This window comes from Synechococcus sp. FACHB-909, from assembly GCF_014698945.1.
In the GTDB taxonomy this organism is placed as follows: Bacteria; Cyanobacteriota; Cyanobacteriia; order PCC-6307; family Cyanobiaceae; genus Cyanobium.
Window position 1 is genome coordinate 67,909 of the sequence record NZ_JACJTY010000001.1, and the last position, 17,891, is coordinate 85,799.

At 65.4% G+C, this 17,891-nt stretch carries 19 protein-coding genes; 3 read left to right on the forward strand and 16 right to left on the reverse strand.

Translation table 11 applies throughout. The annotated features are described in order from the left end of the window. Positions 1–80: 80 nt before the first annotated feature. Both H6G99_RS00310 and pyrC read left to right on the forward strand, forming a co-directional pair. Positions 81–626, forward strand: coding sequence for a YqhA family protein (locus H6G99_RS00310; RefSeq protein WP_094586035.1), 546 nt, complete (start codon positions 81–83; stop codon positions 624–626). 38 nt (positions 627–664) lie between these two features. Continuing rightward, on the forward strand, positions 665–1,726 hold the full coding sequence (pyrC, locus tag H6G99_RS00315) for a dihydroorotase (protein WP_190609268.1): 1,062 nt from the start codon (positions 665–667) through the stop codon (positions 1,724–1,726). Positions 1,727–1,748: 22 nt separating this feature from the next. Here pyrC and H6G99_RS00320 read toward each other — a convergent pair whose 3' ends face one another. The 6 genes from H6G99_RS00320 to H6G99_RS00345 form a co-directional block, all read right to left on the reverse strand. Next, positions 1,749–2,732 carry an META domain-containing protein gene (locus H6G99_RS00320; RefSeq protein ID WP_190609269.1) on the reverse strand — a complete coding sequence of 328 codons (984 nt, stop codon included), beginning with the start codon at positions 2,730–2,732 and terminating at the stop codon, positions 1,749–1,751. Between the two features lie 71 nt (positions 2,733–2,803). Next, positions 2,804–3,169, reverse strand: a complete 366-nt coding sequence (locus H6G99_RS00325; RefSeq protein WP_199296889.1) for a YbjQ family protein — start codon at positions 3,167–3,169, stop codon at positions 2,804–2,806. 63 nt (positions 3,170–3,232) lie between these two features. Beyond that, positions 3,233–4,654, reverse strand: a complete 1,422-nt coding sequence (locus H6G99_RS00330; protein WP_190609270.1) for a UDP-N-acetylmuramoyl-tripeptide--D-alanyl-D-alanine ligase — start codon at positions 4,652–4,654, stop codon at positions 3,233–3,235. Then, positions 4,654–5,343, reverse strand: a complete 690-nt coding sequence (locus H6G99_RS00335) for a hypothetical protein (protein ID WP_190609271.1) — start codon at positions 5,341–5,343, stop codon at positions 4,654–4,656. The genes H6G99_RS00330 and H6G99_RS00335 overlap by 1 nt, the downstream gene beginning before the upstream one ends. A 24-nt stretch (positions 5,344–5,367) precedes the next feature. Continuing rightward, complete coding sequence (gene glgA / locus H6G99_RS00340; RefSeq protein ID WP_190609272.1) at positions 5,368–6,912, reverse strand: glycogen synthase GlgA; 1,545 nt, start codon at positions 6,910–6,912, stop codon at positions 5,368–5,370. 74 nt (positions 6,913–6,986) lie between these two features. Beyond that, a complete protein-coding gene (locus tag H6G99_RS00345) occupies positions 6,987–7,574 on the reverse strand; it encodes a L,D-transpeptidase (RefSeq protein WP_353617126.1) in 588 nt (195 codons plus the stop codon). 210 nt (positions 7,575–7,784) lie between these two features. Here H6G99_RS00345 and H6G99_RS00350 point away from each other — a divergent pair, with 210 nt between their 5' ends. Then, positions 7,785–8,210, forward strand: coding sequence for a hypothetical protein (locus H6G99_RS00350; RefSeq protein ID WP_190609273.1), 426 nt, complete (start codon positions 7,785–7,787; stop codon positions 8,208–8,210). On the opposite strand, the gene H6G99_RS00355 is transcribed toward H6G99_RS00350, so the two are convergent. The 10 genes from H6G99_RS00355 to H6G99_RS00400 form a co-directional block, all read right to left on the reverse strand. After that, positions 8,176–8,676 (reverse strand): ATP-binding protein, encoded by a 501-nt coding sequence (locus H6G99_RS00355; protein ID WP_190609274.1) that lies wholly within the window; start codon positions 8,674–8,676, stop codon positions 8,176–8,178. The two genes, H6G99_RS00350 and H6G99_RS00355, sit on opposite strands and share 35 nt — an antisense overlap. Then, positions 8,673–9,632, reverse strand: a complete 960-nt coding sequence (locus H6G99_RS00360; protein ID WP_353617127.1) for a sugar transferase — start codon at positions 9,630–9,632, stop codon at positions 8,673–8,675. Before H6G99_RS00360 ends, H6G99_RS00355 begins: the two co-directional genes overlap by 4 nt. 38 nt (positions 9,633–9,670) lie before the next feature. After that, on the reverse strand, positions 9,671–10,150 hold the full coding sequence (locus H6G99_RS00365; RefSeq protein WP_094585955.1) for a glycosyltransferase: 480 nt from the start codon (positions 10,148–10,150) through the stop codon (positions 9,671–9,673). Continuing rightward, entirely contained in the window at positions 10,147–10,602 is a 456-nt protein-coding gene (gene pssD, locus H6G99_RS00370) for a PssD/Cps14F family polysaccharide biosynthesis glycosyltransferase (protein WP_190609276.1), read from the reverse strand. The genes H6G99_RS00365 and pssD overlap by 4 nt, the downstream gene beginning before the upstream one ends. Then, the gene (locus tag H6G99_RS00375) at positions 10,599–11,630 is read right to left on the reverse strand and encodes a glycosyltransferase family 2 protein (protein WP_190609277.1); all 1,032 of its coding nucleotides are present in this window, start codon (positions 11,628–11,630) and stop codon (positions 10,599–10,601) included. Before H6G99_RS00375 ends, pssD begins: the two co-directional genes overlap by 4 nt. 40 nt (positions 11,631–11,670) lie before the next feature. Beyond that, positions 11,671–12,606 carry a glycosyltransferase family 2 protein gene (locus H6G99_RS00380; protein WP_353617128.1) on the reverse strand — a complete coding sequence of 312 codons (936 nt, stop codon included), beginning with the start codon at positions 12,604–12,606 and terminating at the stop codon, positions 11,671–11,673. Between the two features lie 83 nt (positions 12,607–12,689). Then, positions 12,690–13,535 carry a glycosyltransferase gene (locus H6G99_RS00385; RefSeq protein WP_190609279.1) on the reverse strand — a complete coding sequence of 282 codons (846 nt, stop codon included), beginning with the start codon at positions 13,533–13,535 and terminating at the stop codon, positions 12,690–12,692. Between the two features lie 137 nt (positions 13,536–13,672). After that, positions 13,673–14,953, reverse strand: a complete 1,281-nt coding sequence (locus tag H6G99_RS00390; RefSeq protein WP_190609280.1) for a lipopolysaccharide biosynthesis protein — start codon at positions 14,951–14,953, stop codon at positions 13,673–13,675. Positions 14,954–15,033: 80 nt separating this feature from the next. Further along, positions 15,034–16,302, reverse strand: coding sequence for an O-antigen ligase domain-containing protein (locus H6G99_RS00395; protein WP_353617129.1), 1,269 nt, complete (start codon positions 16,300–16,302; stop codon positions 15,034–15,036). Between the two features lie 76 nt (positions 16,303–16,378). Further along, positions 16,379–17,890: a GumC family protein gene (locus H6G99_RS00400; protein ID WP_199296890.1), complete on the reverse strand. Its 1,512-nt coding sequence runs from the start codon at positions 17,888–17,890 to the stop codon at positions 16,379–16,381. Position 17,891: the final 1 nt, after the last annotated feature.

A 17,891-nucleotide genomic window follows, 5' to 3' on the forward strand; every position in this document is an offset into this window, starting at 1 on the left:
ACCGGTGGTGGCATCGCCGTGACGGATGGATGTGGGCTGCCGAAACGCTGCCTAGGGTTGGCCGATTGCATCAGCGCCGCATGGCTTCCGTGCCCAATGGCCGCTTCAAGCGGTTTGAGCATCGCTTCGAGCGGATTCTGTGGCGCCTGCGGCTGATCGCCATCCTGCCGGTGGTCATGAGCCTGGTCAGCACGGTCGTCGCTTTCGTGCTCGGCACGCTCGAGATCGGCAAGGCGCTGGTCAGCCTGGGAGATGTGGCCCACACCAAGAAGACCTTCGTGGCCGAACTGCTGGGGGCGATCGTGACCGGGATCGATCTCTATCTGATCGGTATCGCCCTGCTGATCTTCGGCTATGGGGTCTACGAACTGCTGATCTCTCCGATCGAGGCGGCCCGGGAACGTGACCAGGGGGGTGGTGGCCTGCTCGACATCCGCGACCTCGACCAACTCAAGGAGAAGCTGGTCAAGGTGCTGGTGGTGGCCCTGATCGTGTCGGCCTTCAAGGCGATGCTGACCCTGCCGATCCTTGACGGCCCGTCCCTGGCGTTCTTCTGCCTAAGTGTCCTGCTGCTGTCCCTGAGCGGTTATCTGGTCACGGGCAGCGGCGGCAAGCGGCTGTTCTAGAGACTGGATGACATGAACCGGTTCCTCAGGTCCTCTCCATGGTGAGTTCCCGCATGAGGCTGCGGCGACCCGACGACTGGCACGTGCACCTGCGGGACGGTGCCCTGCTGCAGGCGGTGGCCCCGGCCACGGCCCGCACCTTTGCCCGGGCGATCGTGATGCCCAACCTCAGCCCGCCGATCACCACGGTGGCGGCCGCCGCGGCCTACGGCGCACGGATCCGGGCGGCCCTGCCGGATGGCAGCCGCTTCACGCCCCTGCTCACCGCCTACCTCACCGACACGATCGATCCGCTCGAGATCGAGCGCGGCCACCGGGAGGGGGTGTTCACCGCCTGCAAGCTCTACCCGGCCCATGCCACCACCAACGCCGCCGCCGGCGTCACCGACCTGGCCCGGATCGAGGCGGTGCTGGCCACGATGGAGCGGATCGGCATGCCCCTGCTCATCCACGGCGAGGTGACCGACGCCGAGATCGACATCTTCGATCGCGAAGCCGTGTTCATCGAGCGCCACCTGGCGCCGCTGCTGCAGCGCCATCCGGGCCTGAAGGTGGTGCTGGAGCACATCACCACGGCGGAGTCCGTCGCCTTCGTGCGCCAGGGGGGCGCCAACCTGGCCGCCACCATCACTCCCCATCACCTGCACATCAACCGCAACGCCATGTTCCAGGGCGGGCTGCGGCCGGACTTCTACTGCCTGCCGGTGGCCAAGCGCGAACGCCATCGTCTGGCCCTGCGCGAGGCGGCCACCTCCGGGGAGTCCTGCTTCTTCCTGGGCACCGATTCGGCCCCCCACCCCCGCTCGGCCAAGGAAAGCGCCTGTGGCTGCGCCGGCATCTACAACGCCCCCTTCGCCCTGGAAAGCTACGCGGCGGTGTTCGAGCAGGAGGGGGCCCTGGATCGCCTCGAGGCCTTCGCCAGCCTGCATGGGCCCGCCTTCTACGGGCTGCCCCTGAACGAGGGCCACATCACCCTGGTGCGGGAGCCCCACACGGTGCCGCCGCGCCTGCACGGCAACGCCGCCGACGGGGACGCCACCACCCTGGTGCCCTTCCATGCCGGCCAAGTGCTGCAGTGGCGGCTGGCCGACGACGACTGAGCGCCAGCCCAGCCGGGATCGATCAGGGGCGCGGCGCCAACGGCGCCCCGTCCGCCAGGGAGGGAACGCCGCTCAGCACGGCGGTGCCCGCCGGTTGTCGGCCGGCCGCCGGGATGCGCTCCTTGCTGCGGTAGCCCCGGCCGTCGAACACCTCGCGCACCCAGGTGGCAGGTGCGCCGCCGCCGGACTGCAGCCGCCAGAGATCGCGCCAGCGGTTGCGGCGCGCCTCCGGGACGATGACCGGCAGCCGGCTGGTGGGGAAGCTGCTGATGAGGCGGTAGCCCCGGCCTTCGGGGCGGAACACCTGGAGCGTGCAGCCACCGGTGCCGCACACGTAGGGACCCATCAGGTAGACGAGCACGTCCTGACGGCCATCCCCGTCGAGGTCGGTGCGGGCGTGCACATAGCTGATCCGCCCCATGCCCCCGGCGGCGCTTCCCAGGGGGCGGCGCAGGTCGGGGGAGGCCGCCAGGATCGCCGACTCCAGTGCCGGATCGGGCCGGTTGCTGTAGCCGGGCCCGGCGGCGGCGCGGGGTTCCCAGATGAGGATGCCGCCATCGGCCAGCAGGCTCAGGTTGAGCCGGCCGTCCCGCAGCAGGTAGCCCCTTACATAGGGAAGCTGGCGGGCCAGGGGTTCCCCCAGGCTGGGCGCCGGGCACAGCGCCTTGGTACTGGCCAGGGGCCCGAAGCGGAAGCCGCCGTTGCCTGGGTCAGTGCTGGGTTCCACCTGCCAGCTGCCCGTGGCGCGGTTGCAGTCGAGCTGCAGGACCGCCCGGCCATCGGCCTGGAGCGAGAGGGTGTAGCGGGAGGGGTTCGCCGGACGCTTCAGGCCCTGGGCGTCATCCATCGACTGGATCCCCACCAGCTGCCAGGTGGTGCCCTGCAGCGGCGGGTTCTGGGGGGCTGCGTGAAGGGGCAGCGACGCCCCCGTCAGTAGCGAGGCCGTGGCCATGGCACCGCCGCTCCAGGTCGCCAGGAGCCGGATCGAGCTGGCTGAGAAAGGCATCGGGCGTCTCCGGCGGGCTCTCCACAATCGGACACGGACGCCGGAATGGCGTGCCGCTGCCTGCTGCTTCTCTACGCGCTGCTGCCGCTGCTGCTGGGCCGGGGCTCCACCACCACGGCGGTGCCGTAGCAGAGCACCTCGGTGGCGGCGGCGGTGCCGCCCTGCACCTCCGAGCCGTCGTAGCGGGTGCCGACGATGGCATTGGCCCCCAGGGCCCGGGCGTGCTGGATCATCTGCTCGTAGGCCTGCTCCCGGGCCTGCTCGCACATCTCGGTGTAGGCGCCGATCCGGCCGCCCACGATCTGCTTGAGCCCGCCCAGGAAGCCCTGCATCAGGGTGGGAGAGCGCACGACAATGCCGCGCACCAGGCCCCGGTAGGCAGTGATTGTGTAGCCCTCGATCGTGAAGGTGGTGGTCACGAACACGGGTTTCACCATCGGGAGGCGGTCGGCGGCTGCCCCATCCTGCTGGGGGCGGCAACGGGCATCAAGCGGTGGGCTTCAGGCGGCCGGGGCGATGGCTGCCTCCAGGACGGGAATCGCCCGCTCCAGGGCCACCCCGCGGCTGGCCTTGAGAAGCACCCGATCCCCCGGCTCGAGCCAGTCGAGCAGCACGGCGGCCGCCTCCTCGGGCGTGGCCGCCCGCGCCAGCCGCGGCAAGCCGGCGGCGGCGGCGAGCATCGCCTGCGCCTCGGCCTCGGCGGCCACGATCACCAGTCCGTCGAGACCCAGCGCCCGGGCCCGTCCCGCCACCTGGCGGTGCAGCTCCAGGCTGCGCTCCCCCAGCTCGAGCATCGTGCCCAGCACCGCATAGCGGCGTCCTTCGCAGGCTCCATCCGGGGCCCCCAGCAGCTCCAGGGCGGCGAGAACCGCCTCCGGCGAGGCGTTGTAGGTCTCATCGAGCAGCTCCACGCCCCCCAGCTGCAGGCGTCGGGCGCGGCCGCCCGGCAGCTGCACCGCCAGCTCGCCGAGGGCCGCCGCCGGCACGCCCAGTTCCCGGGCGACGGCCACCGCCAGCAGCAGGTTGCGTGCGTTGTGGCGGCCCTCCAGCGGCAGCGCCAGGCTCGGGCCGTCCAGGAGGCTCAGCTGCGACCCCTCCAGGCGGCCCACCAGCTCCGGCGCCGGCACCCCCGCCGGGAAGGCCGCCGCCTCGTCCTCCAGGGCGACGCGCACGACCCGGCCCCGCCAGACCCGCGCCAGGGACTGCTCCAGCAGCGGATCCCCGGCGGGAATCACCAGCACCCCTTCCGGCCCGAGACCGGCGGTGATTTCGCATTTGGCCTGGCCGATCGCCTCCCGGCTGCCGAGGCGGCCGATGTGGGCGGTGCCGATGTTGGTGATCACGGCCACGTCCGGCTCGGTGCAGCGGGTCAGACGGTCGATCTCCCCCAGTCCCCGCATGCCCATCTCCACCACCAGGGCCGCCGTGCCCGCGTCCGCCTTCAGGATCGTGAGCGGCGCCCCCACGTCGTTGTTCTCGTTGCCGCTGCTGGCCACCACCGGCCCGAGCGGGGACAGGGCGGCCCGGATCAGCTCCCGTGTCGTCGTCTTGCCCGCCGAACCGGTCACCGCCACCACCGGCAGCCCCAGCTGCCGTCGCCAGAGGCGGGCCAGCTGCTGGTAGGCCTCCAGGGTGTCGTCCACGGGCCAGATCGGCCGGCCGCTGCCGGCCACCAGCTGCTCCAGCGCCGCCCCATCCAGCCGGTCCCGCCGCACCAGCGCCGCCGCCGCCCCGGCGGCGAAGGCATCGGCCACGAAGCGGTGGCCATCGAAGCGCTCCCCCACCAGCGGCACGAACAGGGCGCCGGTCAGATCGCCGCGGCTGTCGGTGCTGACACGACGGATGGGCTCGGGGCCGGCGCTGCCGGGGGCCACCAGGGGCTCGCCGAAGAGCTGGAGCAACGGCTCGAACGGCAGCAGCATCAACCTGAAGTTCCGGGGTCGAGCAGGATCATGCCCGACCCCACCAGGGCGCCGCGGGCGAGCAGCCGCCGCTGGCCGTCCACCAGCTCCAGCCGCTCGTAGCCCAGCCCCCGGGCGCGCTCCTGCCAGCGCTCCGCCCAGCGGCCCCGGCTCGCGGGGGGGAGGCCGGCGTAGGCCGGCGCCATCGTCAGCACCAGGCGACCTTCGGCGGGCTCGGGATGGGCCGAGGCGATCAGGTGCTCCGGGTCGTCCTCCGCCAGCAGGGCCAGGAGGGGGTCGAGCTCCAGGGCGGGTGGCGGCTCGGGCTCGGCCACCGCCTCCGGCGCGGCGATCGCCGTTGGTGCGGGGACGGGCGCCGTGGGGACGGGGACTGGGGGAGCTGGAGCCACGACGGGCGCCGTGGCACCGCCGGTCGGGGCGCCGCGCTGGGACAGCCCGCGCCGGGCCTGACCCGCCAGCGCCAGGAGCAGGGCCAGCAGGGCCGCCAGCAGCAGGGGCCAGAACACCGGGGCCAGCCCCTGCGGCCAGAACCCCGGCACCGACAGGTCCCCCTCGCCATTGCGGCGCCAGAGTTCGCGCAGCTTCAGGCGCAGGGAAGCCAGCACGGCCAGCAGCGCCTGGGCGAGCCGGCCCCAGGGGCTCGCGTAGGGCGCCGGCAGATCGGAGGGTGGTGGAACCGGATCAGCCATGGACGCCGGACACGGGGAGCTGGCTCAGGAGTCGTTGCGGCGGCGCAGCAGGGCCAGGGGGTTGCGGGGGCGCTGGGGCGGCGGCGGCTCCTTGGGGGACCCCTCCGGCCTGGAGTCGTCGTGCAGCAGGCTCGGATCCGCCCCCTGACCCTGGGAGAAGCGCTCCACCTGGGCCGCGTCGGGGGTGGGCTCCTTGACCCCGCAGACCTCCCGGTACATGGCGTCGTACTCCAGGGCGGAGCGGTTCCAGCTGAAGTCGGTGGTCATGGCCCGCCGCTGCAGCTCCTGCCAGCTGGGCTCGTTGCGGTAGGCCTCCCAGGAGCGCACGATCGTCGTGTAGAAGTCGATCGCCTCGTAGCGATCGAAGCCGTAGCCGGTGCCGGTGCCGGCGGTGGGGTCGTTGGGGGGGACGGTGTCCACCAGCCCGCCGACGCGGCGCACCACAGGGATCGAGCCGTAGCGCATCGCCAGCATCTGGCTGATGCCGCAGGGCTCGAAGCGGCTCGGCATCAGGAAGGCGTCGCTGCCGGCATAGATCAGCCGCGACAGGGCGTCGTCGTAGGTGAGGAACACGGAGAAGCGGCCGGGGTGGCGGGCCGCCATCTGCCACAGACCGGACTCGTAGCCCCGATCACCGGTGCCCAGAACCACGAACTGGCTGTCGCTGTAGGCCAGCACCCGGTCGGCGACCTGCAGCAGCAGGTCCACGCCCTTCTGGTCCACCAGGCGGCTCACCATCCCCATCAGGTAGGAGCGGGGGTTGACGTTGAGGCCCATCCGTTCCTGCAGCAGCCGCTTGCTGGCGCTGCGGCCGCTGAGGTCGTCAGCGGAGAAGGGGGCCGGCAGGGTGGTGTCGGTGGCGGGATTCCAGTCGTCGGTGTCGATGCCGTTGAGGATGCCGCGCAGCTTGCCGCTGATGAAGTTGAGCAGGCCGTCGATCCTCTCGCCGTACTCGGGCGTGCGGATCTCCATCGCATAGGTGGGCGAGACCGCATTCACCCGGTCGGCATAGAGCAGGGCCGCCGCCATGGTGTGGTCGCCCTGCATGTACCAGGGGCACCAGGTCATGCGGTCCAGCTTCCAGCGCCAGGGGCCCTGGTAGCGGAGGTTGTGGATGGTGAACACCGTGCTGATCTCCGGGTCCTGATGCATCCACACCGGGATCATTCCCGTGTGCCAGTCGTGGCAATGGAGAACCTGGGGCTTCCAGCCGCCGTTCCAGGCGAATTCGGCCGTGGCGTTGGCAAAGAAGGTGAAGCGCCAGTCCTCATCTTCACCGCCATAGATGCGCTCGGGATCGAACACCGGATGGCCCACCAGATAGATGGTCAGACCACTGGTGGGGTGGCGGGTTTCGTAGATGGCGAAATCGGTGCCCATCGCGTGGCCACGCCACATCGGTTCGGCCGGAATCTCCAGCCGACTCCACAGTTTTCCGTAGCCCGGCATGATGATCCGGACGTCGTGCCCCAATGCCGCCAGGGCCGGTGGCAGGGAGCCGACCACGTCGCCCATGCCTCCCACCTTGATCATCGGAGCGCACTCCGCAGCGGCAAACAGAACCCTCATCCGTGCTCGATCGCTGGTGCGCCTGGAACTCTACGGGCTGCCACGGAGCGCTCCGGCTGCCGGCGACAGCGGGCTCAGGGCAGCACCGTCACCGGTGTGCCGACCTGCACCATCTCGAACAGCTCCCTGACGTCCTCGTCGAACAGCCGCACACAGCCATGGGAGACGGCACCGCCGACACTGTCGCGATTCGGTGTGCCGTGGAACCCGGAGGTCACGCACCCCTTCACCTCCAGGTGCTCCTGGCCGTTGAAGCCACGCCGGCCCTTGCAGTCGCGATGGAAGCCGATCCAGCGGGAACCGAGGGGATTGGTGGGGCCGGGGGGAATGCGCACGCCCTTGGCGGGATGTTCCCAGATCGGGTAGGCGGTCTTCTCGATCACGCTGAAGGAACCCACCGGCGTCTCCCAGCCGGGCATACCCACCCCGACCCGGAAGCGGCGCCGTTCCCGGTCCCCCTCCATCACCTTCAGCAGCCGCCTGCGGCGGTCCAGGACCAGCTGCAGCGGGGGGAAGGCGGGCTCCACCGTCGTCGCTGCAGGATCGGGGCCGATCGTCGTCGGCTCGGTGCCGGGGGCGGCGGCCAGGGCGGGCTCCACCCACCATCCGGCCAGACAGCTGAACAGGGCCAGAGCCAGGGGCAGGATGGCTTGGCGGTTCACGATGCGGTCAGCCGGGATCAGACTTCACGTCTGAGGTTAGCGAGCCGAAGGCAGCCACTGGCTGAGGCCCATGAACAGGACAGGCCTGGCCCCAGTTTAAAATTCTCCCACCAAGTCCAACGGTGAGCCCGATTGCAGCCTCGATTGCGGCGATCGGTTGCATCGCCACGGTTGCACCGATTCGCCGTCCGTACGTCTGCCCTTCTGTTCATGGGTCTGGAGATCGTCACCCCAGCCCTTGGGGCTCCGGACCATCACCACGGCCTGCTCTACAGCTACAAGAACGACACCGTCCCTCCCCGCTGTTCGCGCAGCTTCTGGCTGCTCCAGAAGAGCAAGAAGGTGTGGTTCCTGGTCGATGAGCACCACAAGGACACGGACAGCCAACCCGCCTTCTTCTACCGGGGCCGGAGAATCCTCTACCGGGGAGATCTGAGCTCACTCCCTCCGGAGCGAAGAAAGGCCCTGGAAGCGAACAGCATCGTCTGGGGCCAGTCCGTCGCCCATGGCTGGGGACGGGGGCCGAACGGGACGAACCACTACCTGCATCTGTGGACGCGCTGGTCGATCTTTCAGCCAGCCCGTTGCCATCCCGAGTACTTCACGATGACCTTCCTGCCCCCCCATCCGCGCTGAGGGGGTGGCACAGGGACAGACAGTTGGTCGCTGCGTCGATCCGCCGGTGGCTGATCGTCCATCCATAGGTGCTGCGCAGCTTCAGCAACATCACCAGGCCCCAGTGGGCCTCCCTGGCGAGGGGATCCTGATCGTTGGCTTCGATCGCCTTCTCCACGCTCGCCAGGGCGGCCTCGAAGTCGAAGGGGGCTCCCTGGTCGAGGATCTGCACGCAGAACCGCTGGCTGCTCACCTGCACCGACATCTGGACCGGCGGCGGCGGGTCCAGATCGGCGTGGGCATGGCGGACCGCGTTGGTGAACCCCTCGACAAGGGCCAGCTGGGCCTGCATCCAGAGCTCCGACGGCACGGCGGGATCACCCAGCTGCTCGAACCAGCGGAGCACCGTCTCGATCTCATCGAGATCACTGTTGACGGCGAGCTGGCTGAGGGGCCGATCGGATTCTGAGGCCTGGGGCAGGTTCATGCCGCCCCTGAGTTCTTGCTGAACAGCACAAGAAAGGTGCGGACGATCAGCTTGAGGTCGTAACCCAGGCTCCAGTTCTGCTGGTAGCGCAGATCCAGCCGGATCACATCTTCGAAATCCCGGATCGAAGAGCGGCCGCTCACCTGCCATTCGCCACTCAGACCAGGCCGCACATCGAACCGCTGCCAGCTGGGGATGGCGTAGCGGCGCACTTCGTCCGGGGTGGCGGGCCGTGTGCCGATCAGGCTCATGTCGCCGATCAGCACGTTCCAGAACTGGGGCAGTTCATCCAGGCTGGTCTTGCGCAGGATCCGGCCCACGCGGGTGATCCTGGGGTCATTGTCATTCTTGAAGAAGGCCCCCTGGGCCTGGTTCACCACACTGTCCTTCAGCCGTTCGGCATCGGTGACCATCGAGCGGAACTTCCAGATCCGGAAATGGCGGCCCATCCAGCCGCAGCGCACCTGCCGGAAGAGGATCGGCCCCGGGCTGTCGAGACGGATGGCCAGGGCGATGGGCAGGAACAGCACCGCCGTGACCCCCAGCCCCACCAGGGCGCCGCAGACATCCATGCCTCGCTTGACGGCGGAGCGCACCGAGGGGTGGGTGAGCGGTGGCCGCTGGTCCTCCGTATGGGACAGCTGGGGCAACAGCCCCTCGGAATGGGCCGTGACCGGCAGGACCTTCTCCAGTCCCGTCATCTGCAGGGCCAGGAACACCTGACGGTTCAGGCTCCAGGCCGCCAGGGGAACCGCGCGCTCCTGGGCCGCCTTGATGGCGCCCACCAGGGCACCGATGCCGCTGCTGTCGATGATGGCCGTGCGCCCGAAATCCAGGATCACCTGCCGCAGGTCCTGCACCTCCGCCAGCCAGCCCCCGAAACCGGAGCGGAACGCCACGGCTTCGGCCACGGTGAGCCGGGGCGGCAGCTGCAGGATCAGGACACCGTTGCGCACGGTCCTGACGAACGAATCCTGGGAAGACGGGCCGCCGTTCATGGCTCGGGAAAATGGGAGTGGAGACTCCGGCAGAGGGACTGGGCGGAGCTGTCGGTCACGTCGCTGATCGAGGTCTTGAACGGGGCACCGAGAAAGCGCACGAGATCCCCTGGACTCCAGGCGATCGGCACACCCATCTGTTTCAGGGCCAGGGCGAGTTCCACCTGGTGATCGTCGACATGTTCCTGGTAGCGGACGCTGCGGGGCACCAGAATGAAGGGCTGCTCCAGTTCATCGAGCAACAGGACCGTTCCTTCCCCGCAATGGGCAATCACGATCCGAGCCTTTTCCACCAGGGCCCGAAAGGAGTCCTCCTTCAGCAACCGGTACACGGTGGTGCCGCTGGGGAGAAAGGTACAGGTGCCGTATTGAACAACGATCTCCTCATCGATGAGCTCCTGCTGGATCAGCAGCTCCATCCACTGCATCAGCCGGTTGAACGGGAACTGTTCCGTTCCCACGCTCACCAGGATCATGGTGTCACCTTGTCTTGGACAAGTTCGGCGCGGGGATAGCGACGCTGCAGCTGGGGCCAGTGCACGTAGAGGATGTCAAGAAACGGTCGAACGAGCCGCGCCGAGAGGCTCAGGGTCTCGATGCGGGTCACGGACTCGATGAACACGGTCTTGCATCCGAACAGCTTACCGAGCAGAAGAAAGGGGACGGCCACGCCGGCACCGGTCGAAACGATCACGTCCGGCCGCTGGCTGCGGATCACCTGCAGTGCCAGCCCCAGGTTGCGCAGCAGATTCGGAAAGTTGCGGTTGGTGGGGCTGTGGGCCCATTGCACCGGCTCCCCGGCCAGCGCCGTTTCGGTGGTCGGCGTGCGGAAGGTGATCCAGAGATGGGGATGGCGCCCCCAGAAGTCGACCAGTTGCTGCAGGGCCTTGAAATGCCCCCCCGAAGAACAGACCAGCAGGATCTTCATCGTCCCAGTTCCCCCTGCATGCGCCGCTTCTGGCTGGCGCCGGTGGAGCGCAGCATCCGGCCCTCCAGCCAGCGATAGGGACCCTCCGGTAACACCAGCAGCAGATAGGCCGCCACCAGGGTGATCAGGGTGCGCCGTGGTTCCTCCACCAGCACCCTCCAGTCGGTGGCCAGGGATTGGTGCAGCAGGCGCACGGCCAGGGCGCCATCCCGCTGGCGGGTGGCCCGGCGCGCCAGGTAACGCAGCTGATAGGCCCGGGCCCTGGAGCCCCACTGGGCGATGAAATCGGGGTTGGTGGTTTCGGTCTTGAGCAGAACCCGCTCCCAGGTGGCGTACTGCTTCATCAGGTTGGCCGAGAGTCCCCCGTCGCTGATGCGGTAAAGCGTCAGGGCCTCGGGGATCCCCTCGATGCGCCAGTGGGTCTGGAGGGCGATCCGCAACCAGCACTCGATGTCTTCGGACTGACGGAAGCTGTCGTCGAAGAAGAAGTCTTCCTCGGTGCCATAGAGATTGGCGGTGAAGCGAATGGCAGCGAAGACCTCGCGGCGGATGACGACCGCGGAGCCATTGCCGATCGGATTGCGGCAGAAGACGATCTCCGGCGTGATGTCCTGCAGCCTCGGCATCTGGTAGATCCCGATCGGCCTGGAGTCCTCATCGATGAATCCGGAGCGGGAAAAGCTGACACCCACCTCCGGCCGCGCCTGCAGATGGGCCACATGGCGTTCCAGCTTGGTGGGCAGCCACAGATCATCGCTGTCCAGAAATCCCAGGAACTCCCCCTTGGCCTGCCGGATGCCGGTGTTGCGCGCTCCGGCCAGGCCCCGGTTCTGCTGATGCACCACCCGAATGCGCCCGTCCTGGTACCCCTGGCAGATCGCCACCCCGTCATCGGTGGAGCCGTCGTTCACCACCAGGATCTCCAGGTTGGGGTAGGTCTGGCTGAGAACGGATTCCAGGCTTTCCCTCACCGTGGCGGCGGAGTTGTAGAGCGGCATCACCACCGAGACCAGGGGGGATCGGCTCATGGAAGTGGCCTCACAGGCAGCGGGGCGTTGGCGAGAGCCATCATGGCCGTGCCCCGTCGCGGGGGCCACTGGGGCGGTGGAAGGGGGCCAGCAGCTGCCGGGCGAAGACGGCCAGGGCCGTGAGCACGGTACGGCGCGGCTCCTGCAGCAGGATCCGCCAGTCGGAGCGCAGGGAGCGCAGCATGAAATCGGTGCCGATGGCGGGCGCCCCTCCCAGCCGCAGGGAGCGCCGGGCCAGGTAGCGCAGGTGGATGGCCTGGGCCGTGGCGAAGTGGCGCGCCACCAGCTCCGGCGCATAGCGACGGGCTTCGGTGATCAGCCGCAGCCAGCCCCGCTCCATGCGCTGCAGGCTCGAGGAGAGTCCGCCGGTCGAGGTGCGGTAGTAGGTGAGCACCTGGGGCAAGCCGGCGATCTGCCAGCGGCCATCGCAGGCCACCCGCAGCAGCCATTCCAGATCCTCCGAATAACTCATGTCGGTGACGAATCCACCCACCGCGTCGAACACCTGCCGCCGCAGCACCCAGTTCGACGTGGTGTTGGTGGGGTTCTCACAGAGAAAGTCCACCGGCCGATGCGATTCCCGGGGCAGGGCCGCCAGCAGGCCCGTGGGCGCCCCCTCAGGGGAGAGGAACGCGACGCGGGCGAAACTCACGCCGACATCTGGATGGTCGGCGTGGTAGGCCACATGCAGGCCCAGTTTGTCGGGATGCCAGAGGTCATCGGCATCGAGGAAGGCGATCAGGGGCGCACGGCTGCGCGCCACCCCGCGATTGCGGGCCATCGAGACGCCCGCGTTGGGCTGGCTCACCACGTGCACCCGGGGGTCATCCCCGCACAGGCGGGACACGATGGCGAAGCTGTCGTCGGTGGAGCCGTCATCAACGGCGATCAGTTCCCAGTTGCTCAGGCTCTGGTTCTGCACGGAGCGCAGGGTTTGCTCGATGTGCGGCGCGGCGTTGTAGATCGGAACCACCACGGAAATGGCCGGCGTGTGCTGTCCTGCTGGGGCCGCACCGGCCGCAGACGTTTCGGGTTGATCGGTCTGCGCCATCGAACCCCCTACGCGGTATGGCTGGAGCGGTGGCCGCCCAGAAGTCGACGCAGGATGGCCCTGAAACGCCCCATCAGGGTGATCCGGATCATCCGCAGGCGTTTGGCGTAGTAATCGAACTGGTTGATGGTTGGTGGCTGACCCTCCTGGAAGTGGTTCAGCTGGCGCGCAGGCAGCACCTTGGATGTCCAGTCGATGGAGTTGATATGGCGAAATTGTTCGTGGCCGAAACGGGCCTGGAGCTTCTCCTTGATCTGGTCAGGCGTGCGGTAGGGGTAGTGGCGGTTGTAGAGGCGCTGCGAACAGGCTTTGGTGAGTCCATCGGGCCACTGTGGGGCTACCGCTTCGTTCCACGGTTGATCGGGCTGGTTGCGGAAGAAGCGGTACTCCCGCCAGTTGGCGGAGTAGTAGCGGCGCCGTTCGGTGATGGGTCGGTTGGTTTCCAGCTGCTCGGCCGCCCAGTTCTCGTAATCCGTATCTGTGAAATAGAACTGAAGATTCCAGGCCGTCACGAAGTCGGCCCTTTCACGATTTGCCTTGGCCAGCACCTCTCTGGGGTTCCCTTCAAGGAATTCATCCCCATCCAGCCGCAGCCACCAATCCTGATCCGTCAGTTCGTGATTGTATTTGTTGTAGACGATGGAGCGCATACCATCACGGAATGGAATAAGGAGCTGTTCCTCAATCACGATCGCTGGATACTGCCCTGCAAGGTCATTGACGGTTTCCCAGGTACCATCCGTGCTGCCGTTATCAAGAACAAAGATCCGATCGCAGAACGTCAGTGCATGATGCAGACAATCTGCAATGACATCGCCCTCATTCTTGATCAGGCAAATGGCGTAGATCTTCACGAGCGGATCGGGCGGACGGACGTCAGGCTTGGTTCTGATGGCAGCCGGAGCGCCATGGACGTGCTCCGGACCGGTGGCGGGAGTCGCGAGGCTTGAAGGCTTCCAACACCATAACCTCGCCTCGGGCGGGGCCCCAGTCACAGGCCAGCGGGCTGAGCGATCTGGATCCTTCGCAGCAGCCGTTGCCCCAGCATCAGGTAGATCGGTTGCAGCGTGAGATGGGCCGCTGCCACGGCGACAGCCACGCCCAGGGATCCCCATGTCGTGCCGATCAGAATGGCCACGGTGAGTGCCACCGTGAAGGCCAGGTTCCAGAGCAGATCCACCTGGGGCAAGCCCACGGCGCGGAACAGCATCGCCGAGGCGTTGGCGAAAGGCCTGGACAGGGCCGACAGGCAGATCAGCATGAGAATCGGCACCGCCCCCTCAGACACCCATTGCCGGCCGAAGACGATCGGCACATACAGCGGGGCAAGGCTGCACTGCAAAGCAACCACGGGCACGATCACCTTGGTGATGGTGAGCAGGTTCTTACGGAAACGCTCCTTGAGTACGGCGGGTTGACTGCGGACGTCACAGAAGTCGGAGTAGAGCGAGACCGACAAGGCATTGATCACGCTCAGGCTGAGACCGAGTCCGGCGTTGAAGGCGAAGTAGTACACCCCAAGCGCCTTGACACCGATGAAGCGGCCGATCAGGAGATAGTCCACATTCTCCCGGAAGGTGTTGAGCATCTCCACCCCAAGGATGCGACTGCCGAATTGCAGCACGGACTTCCAGCGCTTGAGCGTGAACGTCATCGCGGGTCGCCATGGCTCGAAGCGCAGCATCATCGCGACCCAGACGGGAGCCACCAGCAACCTGGGAAGCACAATCGCCCACATGCCCATCCCCAGCAGCGCAAAGATCCCCGTCATCAGGTTTTCGCTGGCGACGGCTGCGAGGTTGGTCATGCTATAGAACTTCAGCCGATTCTTGCGACGCACCAGGGCCGACTGGACCATGGAGAGTGGATAGATCAGATAGCTGAAACTCACCACGATGATCGGCACGATCAGCGCGTTGTCGTTGTAGACCTTGGCAATGACAGTCGAACCAATGACTTGGATAAGAAACAGGCTGAATCCGATCAGCCAGTTCAGACTCCATGCCGTCTGACAGATCTCGCTGACCTCATCCGCATCGGCCTGCACGATCTTGTCGCCGATGCCGTTGCGTGTGAAGACTTTTACAAGTTCGCCGGAGGTCAGAACGATGGCCGCCAGGCCATAGTCCCTGGGGCTCAGCAGCCTGGCCAGCAGAACCGTGGCCACGAGTCGCGAGACTCGGATGCCCACCTCCCCCACACCCATCCAGCCGATGTTGCGGATGAATCGATCCTTCGGGATGAACCGTTTCAGGTTGCTGAGCAGGCGCATGAACGGTCAACCCCACGCTGGAGCTTCTGTTGGCTCATCATGGCATCCGGGCATCTGACTGCAGTTCGTTTTGGTCGGCATCACAACACGGGCTGAAGCTCTGGCTGGGGAGTGCTTTTCTTCTCCTGCAGAGCCATTCCCATGATCACCATACCCGGCCAGAATAGATAGACGAGGATTTCAAGATTCTCACCAAACGTGTACATGAAGAGGAGAATGATGATTCCCAGGCCCGCAGAGCCAAGTTGATAGTGGGGACTGGCCGCGCGGCGCAGCAGATCCACACCCGTTGCCAGCATCGGCACCGCAATAGCGAAGAATCCCACGATGCCCTTCACGAAAAGAACCCCGGCCCAGGTGTGATGGGAGCCGATGGCCATGTACTCCACCAGATGGGGGCCGCCTTCCACAACACCATGCCCCCAGATCGGAGCCTCAGTCTCCCAGCGGTGGAAGGCAATTCGCTTCAACGCAAAGCGAACACGGGTCGAGCCAGCCCGAGCCCCTTTGAAACCTTCCCAGTAGTCATTGATGGCGGTCAGAATGGTCGTGGCGAAGATCCCGCCCAGATAGGAGACCACCCCTAGTGATATCAGCATGACCGGTTTGCGGAGTCTGGAAACCACGAACGTCACGGACGGGATCAGGATGATGCAGAGCTGGGCCAGACGTGACTTGCAGACAAAGCACATGACGATCGAGCCAGCGATCCCGAGCAGTTTCCATTTCTTGTCCTTTTCCAGGAGGCAAATCATGAAGTTGATGTTGCCCACAAACCCAAGGGCTGGCCCCCACGGTGCAAAGAGACGCCAGCGAAGATCACCTGTGCTGCCATCAATTTCGTAGAGAGGAACATCAAAGAACTCATTCCCCGGACCACCGACGGCCCTCAGTGGCGAGACGTAAAGGACCTCTGGAAGCCCCAGATTGGGGGTCAGCATCAGAAAAGGCATGATGAGCAGCGTATGCAGCCCGACGATGCAAATGGCACGGGTGATGATGCTGCTGCGAATCGGCAGGGCTCCGGCTAGCGGGTATAGGGCCAAGGCTGCCCAGCCCTTGGCCCAGCCAATGGTGGACTTGATGATCGCCCCCGTACCGAGGTTGAAATTCACATGGCCTGCAATCAAGGCAACTTCCATGACGATCATTCCGATAATCCAAAGCCAGATCACTGGAGAAACCGAAATCTCTTCATTCTCCTCTGGGTGATCCATGCGGGCCAGGATCTTGATCAGCAGACAACCCAGAAGTAGCCAGCACAGAACAGATCCCACCACATACAGCCCACCGACCAGCCAGATGGGGTACGTGCAGATAATCGACCACCACACCAGACGCTCTGGCACGTTTCTCGGCTGAAGATCATCCTCAGAATGAAAGGCCTTGGAAAGAAGCGTCTTGAGTCCCAAAGAAGTCTCCTGGCTAGGTTGAAACCCAACGGCCGAGCCGCTTGATCCAGGGCTTGCGGATCCAAAGAATCCAGAGACCGGTCGTCGTCAGAATGGAACCAAAGGCTGAGCCAGCAAGAACCAATGACCGTTTTGGTGACGTCGCCTTTTCCGGCAGCGATGGCTCCACAGCAATCTGAATCAACGGGAACGCTGCAAAGATGTTCGCCTGACCTAGATCCAGCTTGGCCAGTGTGGAGGCAAAGACGGCTTCTGCGATCTGCTCGTTTCGCTTCAGATTCTCCAACGACGACTGCCTCTGGGACATCAGCCTAAGCCGGTTCTCCAAAGAGCTGATCTGTTGATCAAGCTTACGAACTTGTGATGCGGCGCCACTCGCATCTGATTGGTAATTCACCAGATTCTGAAAGAGAGACTCGCGCCCCGAACTTGCACCCGTCAAGGCAAGTCGTGAGAGCGTCTGGGCGGATACAGGCCGACCAAGCAAGAGAGTGGCACGCTGATTCAAGGCTTGCATTGCCGCCTCTTGCCGCTTGATCTCTTTGAGAATTCGAGGATTATTTCGGCCGAACTTCGATTGTTGAACCTTGAGTATAGATGTGGCCTCGCTGTAGTCTTTTAAGTTCTGCTGGAAGATCTGATCCACCTGCAACTTGAACGCATCTGTGGCCTCGGATGGAGACAGCCCCAGGCTACCACTCAATTTCTGCAGTCGACTTTCAGCCTGCGATTGCTGAGCAGCAAGTTCGGCCCTTTGCTTGCGTAGTTGTTCAATATTAGCCGACAGAATCTCCACCTGTTCTGTCGATGTGAGGCCCGACTGGCGCTTGTATGCAGACACTTGCTTTTGGGCATTCTCAAGCTTCTGCTGCGTTTCCAGAAGAATCTTCTGTGCTGGACCTTGCCGTTGCTCGATCTCGCTGACACGCAGCTCATTGAGACGCTCTACCATGGCGTCATGCAATGCATTGGCACGCTTGCGAGCATCTTCAGGCGATGGACCGGTGGTATCAATCTGCATCAGCGTTGTATTATCAATATTCTTAATGCGCGGCTTGGCGAAGTCCGCTTTTGGAATATTGGCAAGCTTGGCAGCCCTTGCCAATACCTGCTCGCTAACGAAGATGAATTCATAGTTGGCTCGGGGATCAAATGTTGCCAAGCCAAGAGATTCATTTGATGCCGTAGCTTGACCAATCTCAGGCAGGCTTAGATTCACAGCGTTAGCGCTTCCAGGTAAAATCAAAGCCCATGAACTGGTGTAGACGGGCTTCGCCAGCAAGAGATAAAGAATGCTGGATCCCCAGATCAGGCCATTCGTACATGTGGAAACGAAAAGATAACGACTCCAGCGAAGCTTGTCCGTGCGACTCAGCTTTTTCCACCAACCCTTCGGATCCGGAGCCTTCAACCCCGGGATGTTTCGAAACTGCTCAGCAAACAGCCGCGTCGCCTTGCCCAAGGGTTCTTGCACGGCCTGCACCTTCGGCTTGAGGCGTCTGATGATGGGTGGAGCTTCTTTCACT